A 19466-nucleotide genomic window follows, 5' to 3' on the forward strand; every position below is an offset into this window, starting at 1 on the left:
TAGCTCGGCGTGCCCAGCGAGAACTTGATGCGCATGTCGATGATCGGCACGATGATCCCGCGCAGGTTCACCACCCCCTTGATGTACTCCGGCGCGTTCGCGATCCGCGTCACCGCGTCGTAGCCCCGCAGCTCCTGCACCTTCTGGATTTCGATTCCGTATTCCTCCTCGCCTAGCGTGAAAGCCAGGAATTCGAGATCTCGGACGGAGGAAGCTTCGGCGTGTTCAACGCGGCCGCGCCGAAGTGGCGTCTGATCGTTGTCAGTCTGGTGCGTGACATCCATGGTTGGTTTCCTTAACTTGCCTTCAGGGGGTTGTAACTAAGCTGCTCCACTTCAAATCGACTTGAGGTGAACAGGGTGTGAATCGTGGCCATAACCAACCAAGCGCCCGGCGTCGGCGTACATGCCCAATCGCGACACGCGGGGGCCACGACGGCCGATCCGGATCATCGCGACAGTTCGCGAAGCCGATCGGAGTCACCGCTGCCACGATTGGGCTTATCGCTTGGACTATCGTGTGGCGGGCCAGAAGGAGAATGTCTTGCCATCCTGGCACTTGACGGACGCACGATTGCGCCTTTCAAGCAAGGCAATGTGCGACACCAGCTCCTTTCGCACGGTGCGCAACGTTTCAACTTGCTGGTCGACTTCGGCGATTCGGCCGCGCATGAGGTCAACCATCTGGACGAAGGTGAGCGTGCCGGCACGGTAGCGCGGCAAGCTCTCGCCAATGGCCTTCAGCGAGAAACCGAGATCACGGCTCATTGCAATAAAGATCACCTCGCGCACAGTACCGTCGACAAAATCTCGATAGCCCGACCTGCTGCGCTCTGCTTGAATCAGCCCAAGCTCTTCATAATGTCGAAGCCTATAGACCGACACGCCGGTCCGCTGGGCAAGTTCTGACACTCTCATTCGTACCGGCTTAATAAGCTTCGCATGGGTGGTTGAGTAAAAGAGAACCGCATTCATCGGATTGCACGAAGCGCGGCGTCAAACTGCAACTTTGCCTGACACAAAGAAAAAGCACTTGAACGAAGTGGCTACGGCGGCCAAATATCAATGTAGACGTGACCAGAACGTGAGCCCGTTTCGCTGACGGATTTGGACTTGATTCTCCAGTCGGTGACGTCGCCCCCGGATGTTCCGGAATCTTCTCAACTATGGACGGTCTGCAGAACGGGCCCGAGCTTTGGTTCGATCTGATGCCATGATTTCCAAACGCGTACCCCCCCCGCGAGTCAATTTGGCTTGGGCCCGCACCCAGCCCGTAGCGCCGTGGGACTTCGTCGCGAAGATGGCCTTCACCGTCGCTTCACTCGGCAGCGGCTTCAAGGGGGCCGAGGTGACGCCGCTTTTCTTCATCGGTGCGACGCTGGGCAACGCGCTCGCGCCAATCTTGCAGATGCCGTTTCCTCTACTCGCTGCGCTCGGCTTCGTGGGGGTCTTCGCCGGTGCCGCAAACACACCTCTGGCATGCACGCTGATGGCCATTGAACTGTTCGGCGCCGAGATCGGCGTGTACGCGGTCGTGGCTTGCGTGATCAGCTACCTGTTCTCAGGGCAGACGGGGATCTATCGCGCTCAGCGCGTCGGCTAACCAAAGCACCGCCCGCTACCAGAAGGCCTGCGACTTGGCGACGTGCGTGACTACAGAAGCAAGCCCACTGTCGCTCCAGTTTCTGCCGCATCCGTTGAATCCAAAGACCGAACCAGCACATGAGCCAACTCACTTCCCTACGTCTCTTCTTCCCGCTCGCCGCTCACGCCAAGGCGACGCGCTCTTGGCGCCGGCTGAGCGCGCCGCTGCTAGGCCATCCGTGACAGCATTCACGCACCGGAAGTGATTCGACGCAGATTTCTGACGCGCTCCAATTGCTGGCAGAAGGCCCAGTTAGACCTGCATGCATGCGGTTTGACAATTTCCCTTTACAGCTCTCGAAGGGAAATTGCCACTATGGAAGATGTATCCGGAGCCGTAGTACAGAAAGCCGTGCCACGATCGTTTCACTGGATGCCTGGTGAGCGCAAGGCAGGGCGGAATGCAGGCGACAGCCGGAAACTGCCAGAACCAGCCGGTTGGCCTGCATGGGCCGGCGCCAGCGTGAAGACGCTCACCGCCCGCACCAGGCTACCGGCCTGCATCTGCAGGGAATGCGCCGCCGCTGACGCCTGTTCGACGAGCGCGGCGTTCTGCTGGGTCACTTCATCCATCTGTGTCACAGCTTGGTTAATCTGCTCAATGCCCGAGGTCTGCTCCTGGCTCGCCGCGCTGATCTCCCCCATGATGTCGGTCACACGGCGCACGCTGGCCACGATCGCTTCCATTGTGCGGCCAGCTTCATTCACCAGGGAACTGCCGGCATCGACCTTGCCGACGGAATCATCGATGAGGCCCTTGATTTCCTTGGCGGCTGCCGCCGAGCGCTGCGCCAAGCTGCGCACTTCCGAAGCTACAACGGCGAAGCCCCGGCCCTGCTCACCGGCGCGGGCGGCTTCCACCGCAGCATTGAGCGCCAGGATATTGGTCTGGAATGCGATGCCGTCGATCACCCCGATGATGTCGACGATCTTCTTCGACGAGGCATTGATCGAGGCCATGGTGTCCACCACTTGGCTCACGACGTCGCCGCCCTTCGCCGCCACTTCGGAGGCCTGCACTGCCAGTTGATTTGCCTGCCGAGCATTGTCCGCGTTCTGCTTTACCGTGAAGGTGAGTTCTTCCATCGACGCGGCGGTCTGCTCCAACGAACTGGCCTGCTCTTCGGTGCGCGAGGACAGGTCCTGGTTGCCCATCGCGATCTGGGTCGATGCGCTCGCGATGGTGCTACCGCCCCGGCGCACGTCGCCAACGACGGTGCTGAGGCTCTCATTCATAGCCTTGAGCGCTTGCATTAGCTGGCCGGTTTCGTCTTTCGACCGCACTTCGATCTGACTCGTCAGGTCGCCGCCTGCGACCACTTGAGCGACCTTTAGTGCCTCACGAATCGGCCCGGTAATCGTGCGGCTGAAGAGCACGCTAGCCACGCCGCCAACCACGCAGAAGCCGAGCATGAGCGACACGCTGAACCAAGTCGCGCGGTTCGCGTCCTCGGCCGCTTTTGCGGCGACCGCCGCACTGTCGGCTTGAATGCGGCGCGCCACATCTTCCAGCAGTTTTGCTGGTTCGCGATCGACGCCGGCGACGGCCGCATCGCCTGCGCCGGGCTCGAAGCCGCTGGCCTTGAACGCCTCTAAGCCTTTCCGATAGCCCGAACCCATCGCAGTATGGGCGGCTGCGAATTTCTTCACCAGCTCGAGGCCTTCCCCCGGAGGAAGGGATGCCTGCAGCGCCTTGGCGGCGCTCGCCACGGCAACCTCCTGCTCTTCAAAAGCCGACCAGTAGGCCGCCAGTTTGGCCGGGTCCTTGCCGCGTAGCAAGGTGTCCTTCCATTCCTGGACCTGGACCTTAAAGGTCAGGAGCATCAGCGTGACCGCGCGCTCATCCGCAGCCCTGGCTTGCACCGTCGTGCCATACATGTCAAGCGAGCGGTTGAGGGAAGACATGCCGAGGAGCGCGGCCGCGAGAAGCAGTACAACCCCGGTTGCGAAGGCCAGTGGAAGCTTAATGCTGAGTTTCATTGGAAGGAGTTTCTTTTGGGCGGGGGGCCCTTGACAGCCGACGGAGACGACATCCTGCTGTCTTACGCCGACAGCGGATACTCAAGTTACATCACTCAAAGGTTATCGGCTGAACCGGCTAAACCTTAACGCCCCTTTTTGTAGAATTGAGCGCTCCGAAGCGCGCTGCTTGCGCTCTCTAGTCGCGAATCAGGACAAGAGGGCAACTTGCTGGTCATCTCGGCGAAGTACCTCAGGGACTTTCGGCTACAACCCGGATGCGGTGCCCCCTTTGAAGGCTTGGCATAGTCGGCGAGCGGCCGCTATCAGGATATGCGAACCCTCCACACGTCGACACTACCGATTCTTCTGATTCCGTGGACTTACCGAATCGCGATGGCGCAACCGGCAGTTAGTCCCTGCACTGTGGCGCGGCGACGTCCGTGCGAGTATTACCCGCTAGCGCGCGAATGCGCTCCGCCAGGATGGGCGACGGACGCTCGTATGAATAGCAGTACGGCGGCTTGTGCACCTCGCCTGGCCGATAGTCTTCGAGAACGGCCTTGGCATCGCCCAGATAGAAATTGTCTTGGACGGATAGAAACGCCCTGTAGTCACGCGTATAGCCAAATTGGGGGCGAGTTTCTTCATAGCGTTTGCGATCCGACTCTCCATTGACGAGCGCGCTGCGGGTCGGCGCGTCGGGAATGTAACGACAATATCTCGCATTGACGCCTTCGACGGTGGGGAAGAACGGCGGCTCCTTGCAAGGCCGCTGCGAGGTGTTCGCGAAAATGTTTCCCTCCACGAGGGCCTTCGCTTCGAGACTGAAGCTCATGCCATAGAAGTCCCAGTTTTCGAGCAGATTGTTGTAGAGATGGATCGTGCCGAACTGCGCGCGTGGATTTCGCTGCACAGTGTCGACGAAATAGCTGTGGTGAACCGTCACGCGGGCGATCGCATCGCGCTCGTAGTTCTCGAAGAGATTCTTCGACGTAATATTGTTAAGCAGCATGACCTTGTCATCGTCGTGGAATTTCACCCACGAGACGGTGACATTGGTCGAGCCGTTCTTGACGTTCAACAGGCGATCGGCGAAACGCGAAAGGTCGAGATGGTCGATCCACAAGTTGCGGGACCCGTTCGCAACGTCGATTGCCTGCGAGAACGTGCGAAGTCGGCCGTCTATCGTCAGATGCGTGACGATGACGTTCGAGCTGCGATAGATGCCGAACCCGTAGTCGAGCAAGGTCACTGCATGGCCGCGACCGTCGACCGTGACGTTCGACGGCACGCGAATCTTCGATTCGAGAGCAATGGTCATGTCCGACGCGAAACGGATCCACGTCGGACCTCTTGCTCTCTCCAACGCTTCGCGCAAGGAGCTCGCTCCGGCATTCGCCGGGGACGAGACGTAGACCACGCGCCCGCCCATTCCGCCGGTGGCTTCTCGGCCGTAACCTTCCCTTTGCTGGAGAAGGGTCGAAACCATCGCGCAATCGCTGCCTGCAACTTCGCACGCATCGTCGGGCGCGGCTCGCGCGTCGAGGCTCGTTACCGCCAGCAACCCGACGATCGCATGCACCGACTGCGACAAGAGATTGGCAAATGCTCCCACGGCGCGTATGCCTGGCATGCGCCACGATGATTCGTGCGCGGTGTTTGACGCGTCAGCTCGATCGCGGAATCTTTTCATTCGACATGCTTGTGATGAACGACCTTCGGCGCGGCGCACGGCTCATGCCGCGAGGGTGGCCTCCCTCGTTAGGGACTTGACGTACCATGGCAAGGCCTCGGCCATGCCGGCGCGCAAATCGATGAGCGGGGCATACAACAGCTCGGCCTGCACTTTCGAAACGTCGGCCTGCGAGTGGCGCACGTCGCCGGCGCGCGGGGGCTTGTAGACCGGCTCCTTCTGATACGCGAAACCGAGTCCCATGAGACCGTCGCGAATCACATGGAAGAGATCGTTGAGCGTGGTCCGGCCGCCCACTGCGACGTTGTACACTTTGCTCGCTCTCAAATCCTCGCGCAAAGCCGCGCGAAGATTGGCCTGCACGACGTTGCCCACGTAACAGAAGTCGCGGCTGGTTTCACCGTCTCCGTTGATCTGGACCTCGTCGCCCGCGAGAATCGCGGCGATCCACTTCGGGATTACGGCCGCATACGCGCCGCTCGGGTCCTGACGCGGACCGAACACATTGAAATAGCGCAGCCCGACCGAAGCGAATCCATACGTCCCCGCATAGACTCCGGCATAGATCTCGTTGACGAGCTTGGTCACCGCATACGGCGAGAGCGGGTTGCCAATCCGGTCCTCGCGCTTCGGCAGATTTGGCTCGTCGCCGTAGGTCGAACTAGACGCCGCGTAGACGAAGCGTCGCACACCCGCGCGCCGCGCCGCATCCAGCATGTTGAGAAAACCGGACGCATTGACATCGTGCGACGTGATCGGATCCTTGACCGAGCGCGGCACGGACCCGAGCGCCGCCTGGTGCAACACATAGTCCACTCCAGCGACGGCCAGGTCGCACGCATTCAGGTCGCGTATATCTGCTTCGTCACACGAGAAGCGGCTCCAACGCTCTTCGCCAACCCGCGTCTTGATTTCGTCAAGGTTGCGCTGATGCCCGGTCGCGAAATTGTCGATGCCCAGCACGTTCTGCCCCAGCATCAGGAGTGTCTCGACGAGGTTGGAGCCGATGAAGCCTGCCGCGCCCGTGACGAGCCAGCGAAAGCGGTTCGTCATAAGGAATTCGCACAGTTCGTGCTGCGTCTCGTGCCTCATCCATGACGGCATATTCGGTTCATTCGCCAACATCTCTGCTTTCATGTCTGCCTCAGTTGTCTGAAGGGTGGGCTAGCTCGCTTCGAGAGGAGCGAGCGCCTCTGGGTAGGCTGCGCAATGGCGGAGCGCGTCGCCGCGAAGTTCCATATGCGCAGTCGCCGAGCGGTCAAGCGGGAGGACGTGACGCCAGATTCCTCCGCTCAAGCGAAGGCTCTCAGGCGGCCCCGCCAGATGTTCGCGCAACATTTCGAGGTAGGCGTGCTTCCACCTAGCCGCGTAAGCGTCAACATCCTCGCCGGGGCACACTCCGGGAAGCATCTCGAGCGTTTGGACGATCTTGCCCTCTTCCCACCTCGGGGCATAGAAGAGCGACGGCAAGCCGAAGCGATGGGCAGCCCGCGATGCGAAGCTCGAATAGGTGATCTGCTGTCCCTCGAACACGATGCGCGGCGCAGCCGGATTCTGCGCGCCTTCCACGGCGAGACACACGGCGTAGCCCGACGCCAGCGCCCGGAAGCACTCCCTAGCCACTTGGGCTTCGGTCTGATCGGCGGTCGAAATCAGCGCGGACGCATAGCTCGCGCGTGTGACGCTCGGAGTGGTGGATAGCCAGCGGGACGGAATGCCGAGCAGTTCGAGCGTCATGAGGCCCGCGTACATCGGCCCAACGTGCGCGGTCGCGATGACAAATCCTTTTCCGCTTGCGAGCAAGGGCGCGAAGAAACACTCTGCCTCGTCGAGGTTGTCGAGCAGCGCCATGGCCTCTTCGATCCGGTCCTCTCTGCATTCGAGCCATTCGAGCAGCAGATGGTCGACCAGATATCCCCAGCGCGCCGCCCGTTCCCACTGCGCACGATCGACGTGAGCGGTCTCGCGTCGCAACGACCACGCCCAATCGAAGCGCGCTTGCGGAATCGGTGCGGTGTCGAGCTTACTGTCGAGCTGCGTGAGCGCATCTAAGAACGTGTCGGGTAGCGCTTCGGCACGCGTTTGCAGGTAGCGCTCGTACAGTTCGGAAGCTTCGTCCTTGCGTCCCGACTGAGACAGCGCCGCGACCGCGGAACGCTGCCAGCGCACGCGCTCGGGCCGTTGCCGCACGAGCTTCATTAGTTCGTCGGCTGATTCCGAATGGCGGCCGGAATAGCGCAGCGCGCGAGCAAGCAGCGCACGCGTCTGGTCGAGCCCTGGTGCGAGTTCGCAAGCTCTGTGCAAGTGTTCGATCGAATCGGCGTAGCGGCCAGCGCGCAACAGGGTCTCGCCGTATAGCGACGCGAGACGCACGTCTTGCGGCGCGAGCGCCAGGCCCTGAGCGAAATGCTTCATCGCCTCCTGGTTGCCGTCTTCGCGTGTTCCTCGGGCAAGGTAGGCCTGCCCCAGATGCGAACGCAGCGCCGCTCCATCGTGGCCTGCGGTCAATGCGCCTTCTCCGGCCCTGATCGCCGCGTCGATTCGGTCGTCGCCGAGCAAAGCCTGCACCGCTCTGGTGGCCACATGCTCGTTCGAGAACCTGGCCGGGTCGAGCATGGCCGCAATGTGGGCCGCGGGCGCGGCGTCCGCGTTGCGGATGAGCGCCGTCATCCAGACATGCGAGATCGCGCTTGCGTCGCCAATCATGTCGAGCGTGGCTCGGGCGATCTGTGCGGCATCCGCGACCCGGCCGGCCTGGATGCGCAGCTGAATGCGCGTGGCGTGCAGTGCTGCGTCGTGCGCCGCCAGGGCCGCCGTCGCGTCCGCGTGAGCGATGGCTTCGTCCCAACGTTTCAGGCGGCCCAGCACGCTCGCGAGCAGCCGGCGATCGTCGATCAGGCGCGGCGACGCGTCGGCGAGCACCGTCAACACGGCGGCAGCGGCGACCAGTGCCCCTTCGCGCACGAGCGGCGAGACCGCGAGGCGTCTCAGCTCAAGGCGCGCCTGCTCGTCGCGCACGAGCGCCGCGTCGAGCGTGGCGATCGCCGCCATCGGCTCGACTTCTGAACGAATCCTCGCGATCGTGTGATAGAGCCGCGCGGCCGCATCCGGCACCGCACCGGTGCCGACGGCTCCCGCGAAGGCAGCGAGGCCTGCCGCCCAATCGCCTGCCCGAACGGCCTGCTTGCACGCGTCGAACGATCCGGCGTCGGGCGCGTCACCCCGCGTGTCGGTCATGCGCTTATCCATGGCGGAATTCCCGGCCCAGCGCCGCCCCAACTCTGCCGACCAGGGCGAGCACGAAGCCGAGTGCGAGTGCCTCGAGCATGAGGACCGGCGTGTTAGGACTCGTCGGCCGATCGGCCGGCAACGGCTTGGCGATCACGCTGAGATAACGCTGCAATCGCAGGGTATCGGTGAACGCTTGCTGATAGCTTTGCTGAGCCGCAGTCAGGTTCGAATCTGCGAAAGTCTGCGTATTCTTCAGCTCTTCGTATTCCCTGAGTTGGGTCGCTTCGGTATTGCCCGCGCCGCTCATCCGTCGGCGCGTATCCGCGAGCCTCTTCTGCAGCGCCGCGACCTGCGCCTGGGCCGGGCGCAGCATGGGATGATCGGGGTTACCCAGCGCGAAGACCTTGTCGCGATGTATCTGTGCGGCATTCAGTTCAGTCTCGATCTGCCCGACGAGACCGAGGAGCATCGTCGCATCTGCCGCCGGGTCCATGTTCCCATGAGTCACGCGCCACTTGGCCAGCGCGGCGCGCGCCAGCTTCGCGTCCCTCTCGGCCATGGCCACCGCCTGTCGACTCACCTTGAGCACGTCCGCCACGCCCTTCTCATCCATCCGATTGACGAACTCCTGTGCGACGTCGATCAACGCCTCGGAGATTGCGGCGGCATCCTGCGGCGAAAACGCGCTGACAGTCATCACGTCAATTTGCTCCATCACGTTGTACGAAACCTTGGTCGCCGACCGGTATGCGCGATACAGGTCGTCCTCGCTCGCATCGGGCGGCAGACCGTTGACGGGGTCGAGGCCGGGCTGCGTGAAACGGTGACGCAAACCGATCTTGCCATCGACCTGCAGCATGCAGTCGCGCGAATTCAGGAAGTCGCTGACCGCCCAGCCGTCGACGAAACCGCCGGCAACAGCCAAGTTGTCGCCCGTCGTGAAGAAGCTGCTGGCGCCCCCCGCGCTCGCCGGCCTACTCGAACTCGAGCGCACCGAGAAACGCGCTTCGGCGGAATAGCGCGGCACTGCGATGAACTTTGCGTAGAGCGCGCTCACTATGACCGGCGCGAGAATCACGCTGAGCGTAATCCAGCGCCTGCACCGGCGTTCGCGCAGCGCGGCCGCACGCTCGCGGCTGCGCAAGCCTATGGTCGATTCGGTGTCAAACATTGAATTGCCCTCCTGAGAGGGCGTCGACGGCGATATCTTCTCCCGCTTCAGCGGATTCAATTCTGGAACGCCGCGACGGATACCGGAGGATGCATTCGTCGAGATCGTCGTCGATGCGAAGAACGCTTCGCTCATAAATCAAACCCTTGATGCAATGGTCCGCCATCTGATTCTGGCGGTACGTGGAAAGTATCAGCGTCCGGCCGACCAGACGTGCTTCGAACAGCGCGAGCCACAGGCGCGTGAAGCGGCGCGGCTCGAACGGAATCGCCCCCTCAATTACGTATACATCGAAGGCAGGCGCGAGAGCCAACGCAAACGAGAACTCATACCGCGTATGGGGCGGCCAGTGTTCCATCGGAATTTTCAGATGCTCGGGGCTTGTCAGCAGATCCGCCACGAGTTCGATGGAAGGCGCGGGTTCGACGCCGTACAGAGTACAGACGAATTCGATCATCCGCAGTCCGCTCGCCTTGCCGCGGATGAATCCCTGCCGCCCGAGCGGCCACGAAACCAGTCCACGATGCTGAACGAACCCCGCGCAAGGCGGTCGCAGTCCCGCCAGCACGTCGATCAGCGCGCGATGCACTTCCGGCGTGCGCGAGAGCACCGCGTATCGGCCCCGCGGAATCTCCAGATTCAGATTCGAGAGAAGCGGCAGCCGCGAACCGAAGAATTGCGGCGAGTCGGTGACGCCATTCAGACTAATCATGGCGCCTCACATTGGCTGCACGTTGCTTCGCGCGAGGCGCTCGGAAGCGACAGCGACGACCATCAGGAACACGAGCGACGTCAGGAAATATGAGAGGCTAGCGTCGGATGACTGGTAGCTGTCGAAATACGCCGAGCGCAACAGTTGCATGCCATGCGCGAAAGGTGACCACAAGAAGTAAGGGCGAACCTGCTCGGGCAACTGCTCGGAGACGAAGAAGACGCCGCTGAACACTTCAAGAAAACGTTCGATCACAGTGGCAAGCCTCAAGAAGAAACGCCACGCGGTTGCGATCGCTCCGAACAGCAAGCCCATCGCCGCGCCGGCGATGCCAATCGTCACGACGAAAAACACGAACGCGGGCCAGTTGGACGGCAAGCTGACGAGGTCGAAGTCGTAGCCGCCCGTGATCAGTATCGCGAACACGAGGAGGTAGATGACCAGATAGATCAGCGCCTGCACGAGAGCGCACATTAGCGGCGTGACGTTCTGCAAGTTGAGCAGCCCACGCGCCGACACATAGCTGCTGCTACTACGAAAGATGATCTGACGGAACATGATCCAAGTCGTCGCGCCCAGCAGCGAGAACGTGGGCACATCCATACCGAGGATGTGGTGCGTTCCCGTCAGATAGTAGAGCGACGAGATGAGTGCCAGCAGCACCGTCGGCCCGAATAGCGCCCAAATTAGCGCGATTCGACTCTCGCCGTGAATGGTGTGCAATTGCAATATCAGCAACGGCAACAACGCAGACAGACGCGAGTGCGCGGGATCTGCAGGCTGCTGCCGCGCGTGAAGCGAGGCAACGCGCGCACTCAAGGTCGCAAGGTCGGCGGCTTCCTCGGGCACGAGATTGATCGGAAGCGCCACGTCCTGCCGGGAGGCGAGACGGCGTGCCTCCCGCGCCTCCTGCTCGCGGCGCCTCTGCGCGCGTTTCTCGAATCCGGCAGCAAGGCGAGCTTCATTGGTGGCGAGCGTTGCCGGTGCGTAGCCCATGGCGAATACGCCGATACCCGCGCGGATATCGTTCTCGAGCAGACGAATCGTCGTGTGCAGTTGACGCCGGAGGAAATCGGCCGTGTCATCGTCGCGCGGCGCATTCCCCACTTCGCTTTCGAGATGTGCCTTCAGCTCGTCGTACACGGCGCGTCGGCCAGCCACCCTCTCGTGCGGCGCTGCCCGCAGCGCATCGAGAATCCGTGCGAGCATTGTGGCGGATCTTGTTGCTGCCGCCTCCGCCCTGCAGTCCGCAGGTCCAGCAGACGAGGCGATGGAATGCAAGGCCCCGCCGACATCGGAGACGGGAAGTGCCGCATCAATCCCTTTCTCGGCGGGATCGGGGCGCTCGATCGGCGCTGCGCCGATCTGGTAGCCGCCTGCCTGTCGCCGCGCGCGCCAGTCTCTGATTCGCTCTTCATTGCTCATCACCGCGGCACTATTCGGATAGAGTGCTGATCGAGCGCGCGCTTCCGAGCGTCGCGCTGAACGTCGAGAGCAGCTTCTGTACTTGCGTGAACGGCGCGTCTGAAACAAGGATGACGTCGCCGTCATGCGCGACGAACACGCCGGCAAGCGCGATCTGGTCCGGCTGCGTGAAGTCAAACTGGTACACGGTGGCACCCGTCTCCGCCGAAGCGGCGTCAGCCACGACGGGGCGGCGCATCAGAAACACCGCGCGCGGGTTGGCCAGCGAATCACTGAGGCCGCGCGAATCGCCGAGCGCGTCCAGCACGCTGTAGTTGCGCTTGGTCAGTTTGACACGGCCTTGTACACCAGCCGCGCCGAGCACGATCAGCCGCTCGACGACGTTGTGCACGATGACGGAGTCGCCTGGGCGCAGCGCGACGTCTGCCGCAGCATCGCGATAGACGTCTGCAAGCCGAACTGATCCCGCGATGCCCGTACGCCGCACTGTCACCAGCAACTGCTCGGGATTGGTCTGGTCGGGGGCCGCAAGACCGAGGAGGCCGCTCAGGCGCTCGGTGTCCTGGCCGAGCGGATAAACACCTGGCTTCTGCAGGTCGCCTTGCACCGTCACCGTCTGGCCGCGCCGGGCAGTGGGCCGCACGCTGACGTCCGAGTCCACCACCAGCCGGCTTAGACGCCGAACGATCGCGTCGCGGAGCTGCGCAGGTGTCAGTCCTCGCGCCCGGAACTCTCCCGCAAAGGGCAAATAGATGTCGCCGAAGCGATCGAGCACCAGTTCGCCTAGATTCGACCCGCCATTCTCGCCCGCGCGAAAGACGTTCAGGCCATCGCGCTCCCAGATCGTGACCTCGACGCCGTCGCCAGGCGCGAGCCGCTCGTACTCGAAGGGCTGAGCGTTCAGAAACGCCTGAGGGAAGCTCGCGCGATCATATCCACGGCTCGCGCGAGCGATTTCCGCCGTCATAGGCACGAGGAAGATGGTGTTTTCGTCGCGCGCCGCGTCGACCTCGCTCCAGAGTGGGCCACTGCGCGGCAGCCCGCACCCCTGCAGCGCGAGCACGCACGATAGCGCGAGCAACAGCGCGGCCAAACCTCTTGACAGCAGCACCCACGGGCGAATGGGGCGACGCCCGACATCAATCAACTTCATACTTTACCTATACGACGCGTCTAGCTATGGGCACATTGGATGTGTCCGAGCCATTACGCTGCGAGCGAATCCTCAAGCAAGTCCCCGCGTTCTTCGTCCTCTTGTGCGGAGGCGGCCGGAATGCACATTTCGATGAACCTGCCGATCAATGTTTCGACCGAAAACCGCTCGCGGGCGCGATGGCGGGCATGCTTGCGCATCGCGCCGTCCGCCTGGAAGCCATCGACCAAAGCGGCGAGCTTGTCGCACGCTTCGTTCACATCCGGGTGTTCGGCGGAATCGAGAAGTTGTCCCGTAACGCCATCGACGAAGCACTCACCAGCGCCGCCCGCAGGCGTAGACAACGTGGGAATGCCGAGCATTTGTGCCTCGATCAGCACGTTCGGCAATCCCTCGAATCTGGACAGCAGCACTTTCACGTCCATCTTCGAATACCAGAAGCCGACATGCGACGAGATGCCGACGAACAGCAAGCGTCTGGCCACGCCGAGTTCGGCCGCCAGCGCCGCAGCGTTCTCGAGAAGCCGCCCATCTCCAACCATGAGAAACCGCGCGCGCGGACGCCGCTTCAGATACCGGGCAGCCAGTTTGATCCACAATAGCGGCCGCTTGTCCGGCTCGAAGCGGAACACACCGCCGATCGTCTCAGTGGCATCCTGGGTCTGACTCGCGAAAGCCTGCCAGCGCGCGTCGTCCTGCTCAGACGCGGCGGTGTCGAGATCCGGCACGCCGTTGTAGAGAATCTGGAAGCGATCAAGAGGCAGGTCGAGCCATCGCGCGTATTCTTCGGCACCCGCGCGGCTATTGCTTGCGAACTTAACTCCGGGAATCTCAGCCAATGCGCGATACAGGACGTCGTACTCGGGCCGGTGACGCTCCCGCCGAATGTTCGGCGGCAATCCGCGGAACACGAGGTGAATCACCGGCACGCCCGCGAGCAGCGCGGCGAGCGCGCCGAAAAGACACGTTCCGTCCTGCCACAGGCTGACCACATCGAAGCGGCGCTCACGTAGATACGGGCCAAGGCGCGTCACGCCGTAGTGCACCGGCGCAGGTAGCCTCGCCAGCAGGCGCAGCAAGTCGGCATTACCGATTGGCTGATGGCTCGCCGAAACAGCTGGAAGCGAATTGATCTCGGTCACGGAGATGCCCGCCTCATGCAAGGTGCCGGCGAAGAAAGCGAGCCGCCGGTTCTTGACCGAACCCGGCGGCTCGGAGTGCTGCTTGACGAGAACTTCGACAGTCCCCAGCTTCAGCGGCTTCGCGACTGCGTCGATGCCGTGTTCCGTGGCGAGCCTCTGCAAATGACATGCGAGACGTGTCAACTGACGTTCGGCGCCGCCGGGTCCGAGGCTGCCGGTCAGCAACGCAATCGACACTGGTCGCTTGGCGTCGTGCCGCGGCAGAACACGGTCGCGGCAGGCGAGGATCGCGTGCTTCATTGCGACGATCTTGATGTCCCGCCCCGCCAGCCCGCTTTCAGGTTCGAACCGGCGAAAGAATGCGTAGTCGTCCGCGAGCGAAGCCGCCAATTGGCCTGCCTGGGTCTGTGGCGAAAGCGAGGCGACGAGCGGGGCGAGCGCCTCGACGGCGTCGGCCAATAGGCCCCGTTTGTACAGGCGCTTGGCGAACGTAACCCGCAGATCGCGCCGGCCATGCAGTTCGATCAGGCGGCGAAACAACGCGTCCGACTCCTCGTGAGCACGGATATCGGCGAGCATTTCGGCGCGGACGAGACCCGAGCGCGGATCGTCGAGCGTCCCGGGCATGTACTCGTCGATGAGCGCCATTGCTTCGACGCTGCGCCGTTCCCTTACGAGATGCGAGGCGCAGTAGCGGACGATGCGGATATCGCCGGGTTGCTCGGCCAACAATGCGGACCACTGTTCGAACATCCGGTCGGTGTGCCCCGCTGCGTCCTTGAGCTGGAGCAGCATGAAACGCACGGCCGCGTCGTCCGGATGATCGCGCGCGATTTCCTGTGCATGCACCAGCGCCTTCTCCGCCGCCCGAAGCGTCGATGCAACGGCGACCGTCCGCGCGAACTCCGCGCGGACCGATTGCAGCGCCTCGCTGACGGTCACACCCACCGCAGCCTCGACCGCATTCTCCGGAGTGCTCTCCTCGTGTCCTGCATTGGCCGCAATGCAGCGGCGGACATCGTCCACGGAACTGACCAAGATTGGCGCTCGCTTTTCGCTGCTGTTGTTCATCGTTGAGGTGTTGTCATTGGTGAGCGCCCCCAACACTTCCACGCAAACGGGAATGCCAGACGCATGAGCGGCGATCCACTACACGGTGCGCGAATAGGCCGCCGGCGAGAGATCCTTCTTACGCTTGTTCCGGTCGATCCACTTAAGGCACTTCTGGATGTTGCTCTCGGTTTGCTCGACGTTGTCCGAGATGTGCCGTAGCGCATACCAGTAAGGCAGCGCATGCGCGAAGCGGTGCAGGCGCATGGCCCCTGCCGCCACCGCTTTCAAGCCCACTGCATCGGCTGGTGCGAACCTGAGGATCGTTTCCCCGATCGCCATACGGTCGGCGGCGCACGTCGAATCGAACGAGCGCAGCTTCGAATGCAGCGCCCCAAATACGCGCTTCCTTTCCTGTGCAACGTCCGCGCTCTGCGGTGTGGAGCGTTCGAGGAGGTCGAGCAATGCCCAGGCTTCATCGTACTTGTCGCGCGCGAGCAGCTCGCGAGCGGCACGGATCGAACGGCTTCTTAGCATCGTGAGCTGGCGCATGGCCTCGTCCCGCACCACTTGATCGGAGGCGTCGTTCGCGGCGATCTTCGAATAGGCGTCGAGGGCTTCAGGGTAGTGCTGGCCCCGTACTGCCACACGTGCGAGATGGATGCGCGCCGACACCGGTGCGTCGCGCTCGTCCGCTACGCGACGCAGATGATGCAACGCGGTCTGCGTATCGCCAAGCGCAACGGCCGCGCGACCCCGGAAGCTGTCGAGCTCGTGGAAGGTGGTGTGCGTGTTTAGTGCGATGTCGACGATCGCGACTACAGCCGCATAGTCCTTCGCAACGAGCGCAGCGCGAGCATCTTGCCGCAAACGGCGTTCGAGCGCACGCCTCGCTCGAATCGCCTGATTGCTGGACTGGTCGATCCGGCAAGCCGCTTGGATCGTCTCGGCGGCTTCGAGCAGTTTGCCCTCCTCGAGGGCGTCGCTTCCATCCGCCAGCCATTGCGACACTTGCCGAGAGATCCACACGCCAGCACCGGAATCTCGACTGGCAAGCAGGTCCTGCGCGACAACGAGCGCCGCGGCGGCGGTCGGAAACCCCTGTGCAGAAGCGCGCTGCGCAAGCTTAATCGCCATGCACTCTTCGATGCTGATCGCTTCCTCCGCGAGCGACAGCAGGCCGGCGCGATCGCCCGCTCCGATGCAGCGGTCCCATTGCACCGCATAACTCGGCCCATGCGACGGCAGCGTCTCGCGCACTTCATGAGCCCAGCGCGCGGCGCCTTCGGGATCGCCTGCCGCCTCGAGCAAGCCGAGCACTGCGGCGGCCGCCTCGTGCGCATCGTCGGAGATGCGGAACAGGCGCTTCCAATTTGCAAGCGCCGTATTCGTGTCGCCCAGATGCATCGAGGCAGCCGCGGACACACGGAGGATTTCCGGCGTCTCGACATCATCGCCCATCAACGCGGCGGCGAGGCTTTGCGCCATGCGATAGCGGCCGATCTCGAAGTAGCAGCGCATGAGAAGTTGATCGGCCTTCTCGCTAGACACCCTCTCGCCGCGCGCCGATTCAAGCACCGCGATGACGCCCTCGTAGTCGCCCATCTCCCACTGTATGCGTGCGAGCAGCATGCGATGATCCGCGCGCGCCGAGTCTGCGCGCAACACGGCCCGCACACGCTTCGACGCCTCACACAGGTGCCCGACATTCCACGCCGTTTCGATATTCGCCGCTTCGTCGATTGCGTCGATGCCGTCCTTCAGCGACGCCGCAACCGCCGTTTTGTCCACGGATCCCAGCGAACCGATGCGCGGTGCGAAATAGCTCGCATACCAATCGGCACATACACGCTCCGCGAACTCATCTGTGTAGTGGGTGAGGTCGAGGCCGCCGCATTCCAATGCGCTGATCTGGCCGACTTCATGCATCGCCCGCGTCGGATCGTAGCAAGGTACGCCCATGCGCTTCGCGATCGCGCGCACTGCTTCGATAAGCCTGTGCCGCTGTTCGATCACCATGTTGTCGGGCGTGGTGGCGTCGACGTGCGTGACGAACACCAGCTTATGTTTGCCGATGAGCTCCGCAATCTCGCGCATCTCGCGCTCGATGTCGTCGTCCGACTGCGTGCGCCTGAGAAGGCGCGCAAGCAGATCGCGGTCTGCCACCGCAAGACGCTTGAAGACCGGTTCCTCGTCGAGCCACGCGCGTCGCTCGCCCAGATTGTTCGCGGACGCCATCGACCAGAACATACGCGAACGTTCGCGGTCGGCGAAGAAGTCGCCGAAGTAACGCGTCATGTAGTTGATCTGAATCGGACGGTCATCGACGGTGAGCAGCTTTCGCGACGACAGCTCGACCAGATACAAATCGGCCGGCGTGTACGGCTTGCCATACGACTCGGCCATGATGCCAGGTCGAAACGTCAAGGTCTGCACGTCGGCCGGAACAGGCGCTTTACCGAACATGAATCGCACTTGCTGGAGCGCCTCGGCACTCGTGTGCACAAATCCATAGTTGCGCGCCAGAAGCGCATGAATCGGATACCGCGCCATACCCTTGCGCACAGGGGTGTGGATGCGACACGTACCAATCGGGGCGATCGCCAACGTCGATGCGCTCATGACAAGGTCTAGCTGAATAATCGTTGCTGGCGGCTCACAGCGCCCAATACTCGATGTCAGCTGGAAGGCGGCTGCGGTCGAGTGCCGACTTCAGGTCAAACACCAACCCGCCGTCCGTAATCATGGCAGGCAAGTCGTTCCAGATGCTCGCCAAGATCTCGCGGTGCGGCACCGCAAGGATGACCACGTCAAGGTTCGTCAACTGGGATTTTTTGGCCAGCGTGATCCCGTATTCGTGTTCCATCTGAGATCTTTCGGCCATCGAGTCGTACGCGAGCGGGGTGATGCCATACCGTTGCAGCTCGCGATACAGATCGACGACCTTGGAGTTGCGGATGTCGGGCACGTCTTCCTTGAACGTCATGCCGAGCAAGCCGATGCGTGTCAAAGGTGAGAGCCGATGCTTGCGCGCGAGCACCTGCACGACCTTCGACGCGACGTGATTGGCCATGCCGTCGTTGATGCGCCGGCCAGCGAGGATCACTTCGGGGTGGTAACCCAGCTCCTGCGCCTTCGACGTCAGATAGTAAGGGTCGACGCCGATGCAGTGACCACCGACGAGACCGGGCGTGAAGCGCAGGAAGTTCCACTTCGTACCCGCTGCTTCCAGCACTTCCGACGTCGAAATGCCGATCAGGTTGCAGATCTTCGACATCTCGTTCATAAGCGCGATGTTGATATCGCGCTGCGTGTTCTCGAGCACTTTCGCGGCTTCCGCTACCCTTATCGACGGAGCGCGGTGCACGCCAGCGTCGATAATCTGGCCGTACACGTCGGCGATGATTTCCGAGGACTCTGCGTCCTGGCCAGATACGATTTTGACGATCCTTTCTAGCGGATGATCGCGGTCGCCGGGATTGATCCGTTCGGGGCTATAGCCGAGCTTGAAGTCAATGCCGCAGCGCAGGCCCGAAGCCTTTTCCAGCTCGGGCCCGCAGATTTCTTCGGTCGCGCCCGGATGCACCGTGGATTCGAAGACGACGATGCTGCCGGTACGCATCACCGATCCAATCGTCCGGCAGGCAAGCACGAGAAGTGAGAAATCCGGGCTGCATTTTTTGTCGACGGGCGTCGGCACGGCAATCACGAAGAAGTCGCAGGCAGACAGGTCTGCCGCATTCGCGGTGAAGCGCATCGTCGATGCGCTCAGTGCTTCACGCCCAATTTCGCCGGTCCAATCCTCACCTTCGCACAAGTTCTCGATGCGGCGACTATCGATATCGAATCCGATAACGTCAAAGCGACGGGCGAATGCCACAGCAACCGGTAGGCCGACGTACCCCAGGCCACACACGGCAATACTCCTGACAACCAAAAGAGCTCCCTGATTTGTAGTGGGGCGTCCCGCTTGGCCCATCAAGACATGGCCGGATCGCATTGTTCCTACTGTAGGCGGCGACCTCGGGTCTGCCTAGCGTCCCGGGCTCCGGTGAGCCGCATTTGTCCTCGAGCTGTCGATTTGGTCGACCGAACGGTGAGCAGGATCGGCCGGCAGCAGTGCGTACGACTGTTGAACGATCCAGGCGTGGTCGGAGGGCCGCTGGTCTTAGAACTCGGTGATGCGGTCGCCAAGCACTTCACCCCAGACACAGAAGCTCGGGTTGCTGGTCAGAATCACGGACCCACTCTCGTAGCGCTGACTTGCGCGCTACAAGCATAGGC

13 protein-coding genes and 1 pseudogene are annotated in these 19466 nt (G+C 62.4%); 1 reads left to right on the forward strand and 13 read right to left on the reverse strand.

Translation table 11 applies throughout. The features are described 5' to 3' along the window. Nucleotides 1-284, reverse strand: a 284-nt coding sequence (locus AC1DNF_RS25315) for a chemotaxis protein CheW (protein WP_478151404.1), incomplete at its 3' end; no start/stop codon positions are given. A 228-nt stretch (nucleotides 285-512) separates the two neighbouring features. Next, nucleotides 513-974, reverse strand: a complete 462-nt coding sequence (locus tag AC1DNF_RS25320; protein ID WP_478151405.1) for a MerR family DNA-binding transcriptional regulator — start codon at nucleotides 972-974, stop codon at nucleotides 513-515. A gap of 292 nt (nucleotides 975-1266) precedes the next feature. Here AC1DNF_RS25320 and AC1DNF_RS25325 point away from each other — a divergent pair. Then, a pseudogene (locus AC1DNF_RS25325) lies at nucleotides 1267-1725 on the forward strand (chloride channel protein); the annotation flags it as partial. A 284-nt stretch (nucleotides 1726-2009) separates the two neighbouring features. Here AC1DNF_RS25325 and AC1DNF_RS25330 read toward each other — a convergent pair. The 11 genes from AC1DNF_RS25330 to AC1DNF_RS25380 form a co-directional block, all read right to left on the reverse strand. Beyond that, the gene (locus tag AC1DNF_RS25330) at nucleotides 2010-3623 is read right to left on the reverse strand and encodes a methyl-accepting chemotaxis protein (RefSeq protein ID WP_478151406.1); all 1614 of its coding nucleotides are present in this window, start codon (nucleotides 3621-3623) and stop codon (nucleotides 2010-2012) included. 391 nt (nucleotides 3624-4014) lie between these two features. Then, nucleotides 4015-5238 (reverse strand): pectate lyase family protein, encoded by a 1224-nt coding sequence (locus AC1DNF_RS25335; RefSeq protein ID WP_478151459.1) that lies wholly within the window; start codon nucleotides 5236-5238, stop codon nucleotides 4015-4017. Nucleotides 5239-5340: 102 nt separating this feature from the next. Next, nucleotides 5341-6351, reverse strand: a complete 1011-nt coding sequence (locus AC1DNF_RS25340; protein ID WP_478151460.1) for an SDR family oxidoreductase — start codon at nucleotides 6349-6351, stop codon at nucleotides 5341-5343. A 111-nt stretch (nucleotides 6352-6462) separates the two neighbouring features. Next, on the reverse strand, nucleotides 6463-8535 hold the full coding sequence (locus tag AC1DNF_RS25345) for a BTAD domain-containing putative transcriptional regulator (RefSeq protein ID WP_478151407.1): 2073 nt from the start codon (nucleotides 8533-8535) through the stop codon (nucleotides 6463-6465). A gap of 4 nt (nucleotides 8536-8539) precedes the next feature. After that, a complete protein-coding gene (locus tag AC1DNF_RS25350; protein WP_478151408.1) occupies nucleotides 8540-9700 on the reverse strand; it encodes a KpsE/RkpR family capsule polysaccharide export protein in 1161 nt (386 codons plus the stop codon). Beyond that, nucleotides 9693-10412, reverse strand: a complete 720-nt coding sequence (locus AC1DNF_RS25355; protein WP_478151409.1) for a P-loop NTPase family protein — start codon at nucleotides 10410-10412, stop codon at nucleotides 9693-9695. Before AC1DNF_RS25355 ends, AC1DNF_RS25350 begins: the two co-directional genes overlap by 8 nt. Before the next feature lie 6 nt (nucleotides 10413-10418). Then, nucleotides 10419-11837, reverse strand: coding sequence for an ABC transporter permease (locus tag AC1DNF_RS25360; RefSeq protein WP_478151410.1), 1419 nt, complete (start codon nucleotides 11835-11837; stop codon nucleotides 10419-10421). Nucleotides 11838-11847: 10 nt separating this feature from the next. Beyond that, nucleotides 11848-12990: a polysaccharide biosynthesis/export family protein gene (locus AC1DNF_RS25365; protein ID WP_478151411.1), complete on the reverse strand. Its 1143-nt coding sequence runs from the start codon at nucleotides 12988-12990 to the stop codon at nucleotides 11848-11850. Nucleotides 12991-13043: 53 nt separating this feature from the next. Continuing rightward, nucleotides 13044-15203, reverse strand: coding sequence for a glycosyltransferase (locus AC1DNF_RS25370; protein ID WP_478151412.1), 2160 nt, complete (start codon nucleotides 15201-15203; stop codon nucleotides 13044-13046). A gap of 78 nt (nucleotides 15204-15281) precedes the next feature. Further along, nucleotides 15282-17804, reverse strand: a complete 2523-nt coding sequence (locus AC1DNF_RS25375; protein ID WP_478151413.1) for a hypothetical protein — start codon at nucleotides 17802-17804, stop codon at nucleotides 15282-15284. A 34-nt stretch (nucleotides 17805-17838) separates the two neighbouring features. Then, nucleotides 17839-19098 carry a nucleotide sugar dehydrogenase gene (locus AC1DNF_RS25380; protein WP_478151414.1) on the reverse strand — a complete coding sequence of 420 codons (1260 nt, stop codon included), beginning with the start codon at nucleotides 19096-19098 and terminating at the stop codon, nucleotides 17839-17841. Between the last annotated feature and the right edge of the window lie 368 nt (nucleotides 19099-19466).

It is taken from the genome of Variovorax sp. 01T432 (assembly GCF_056398605.1).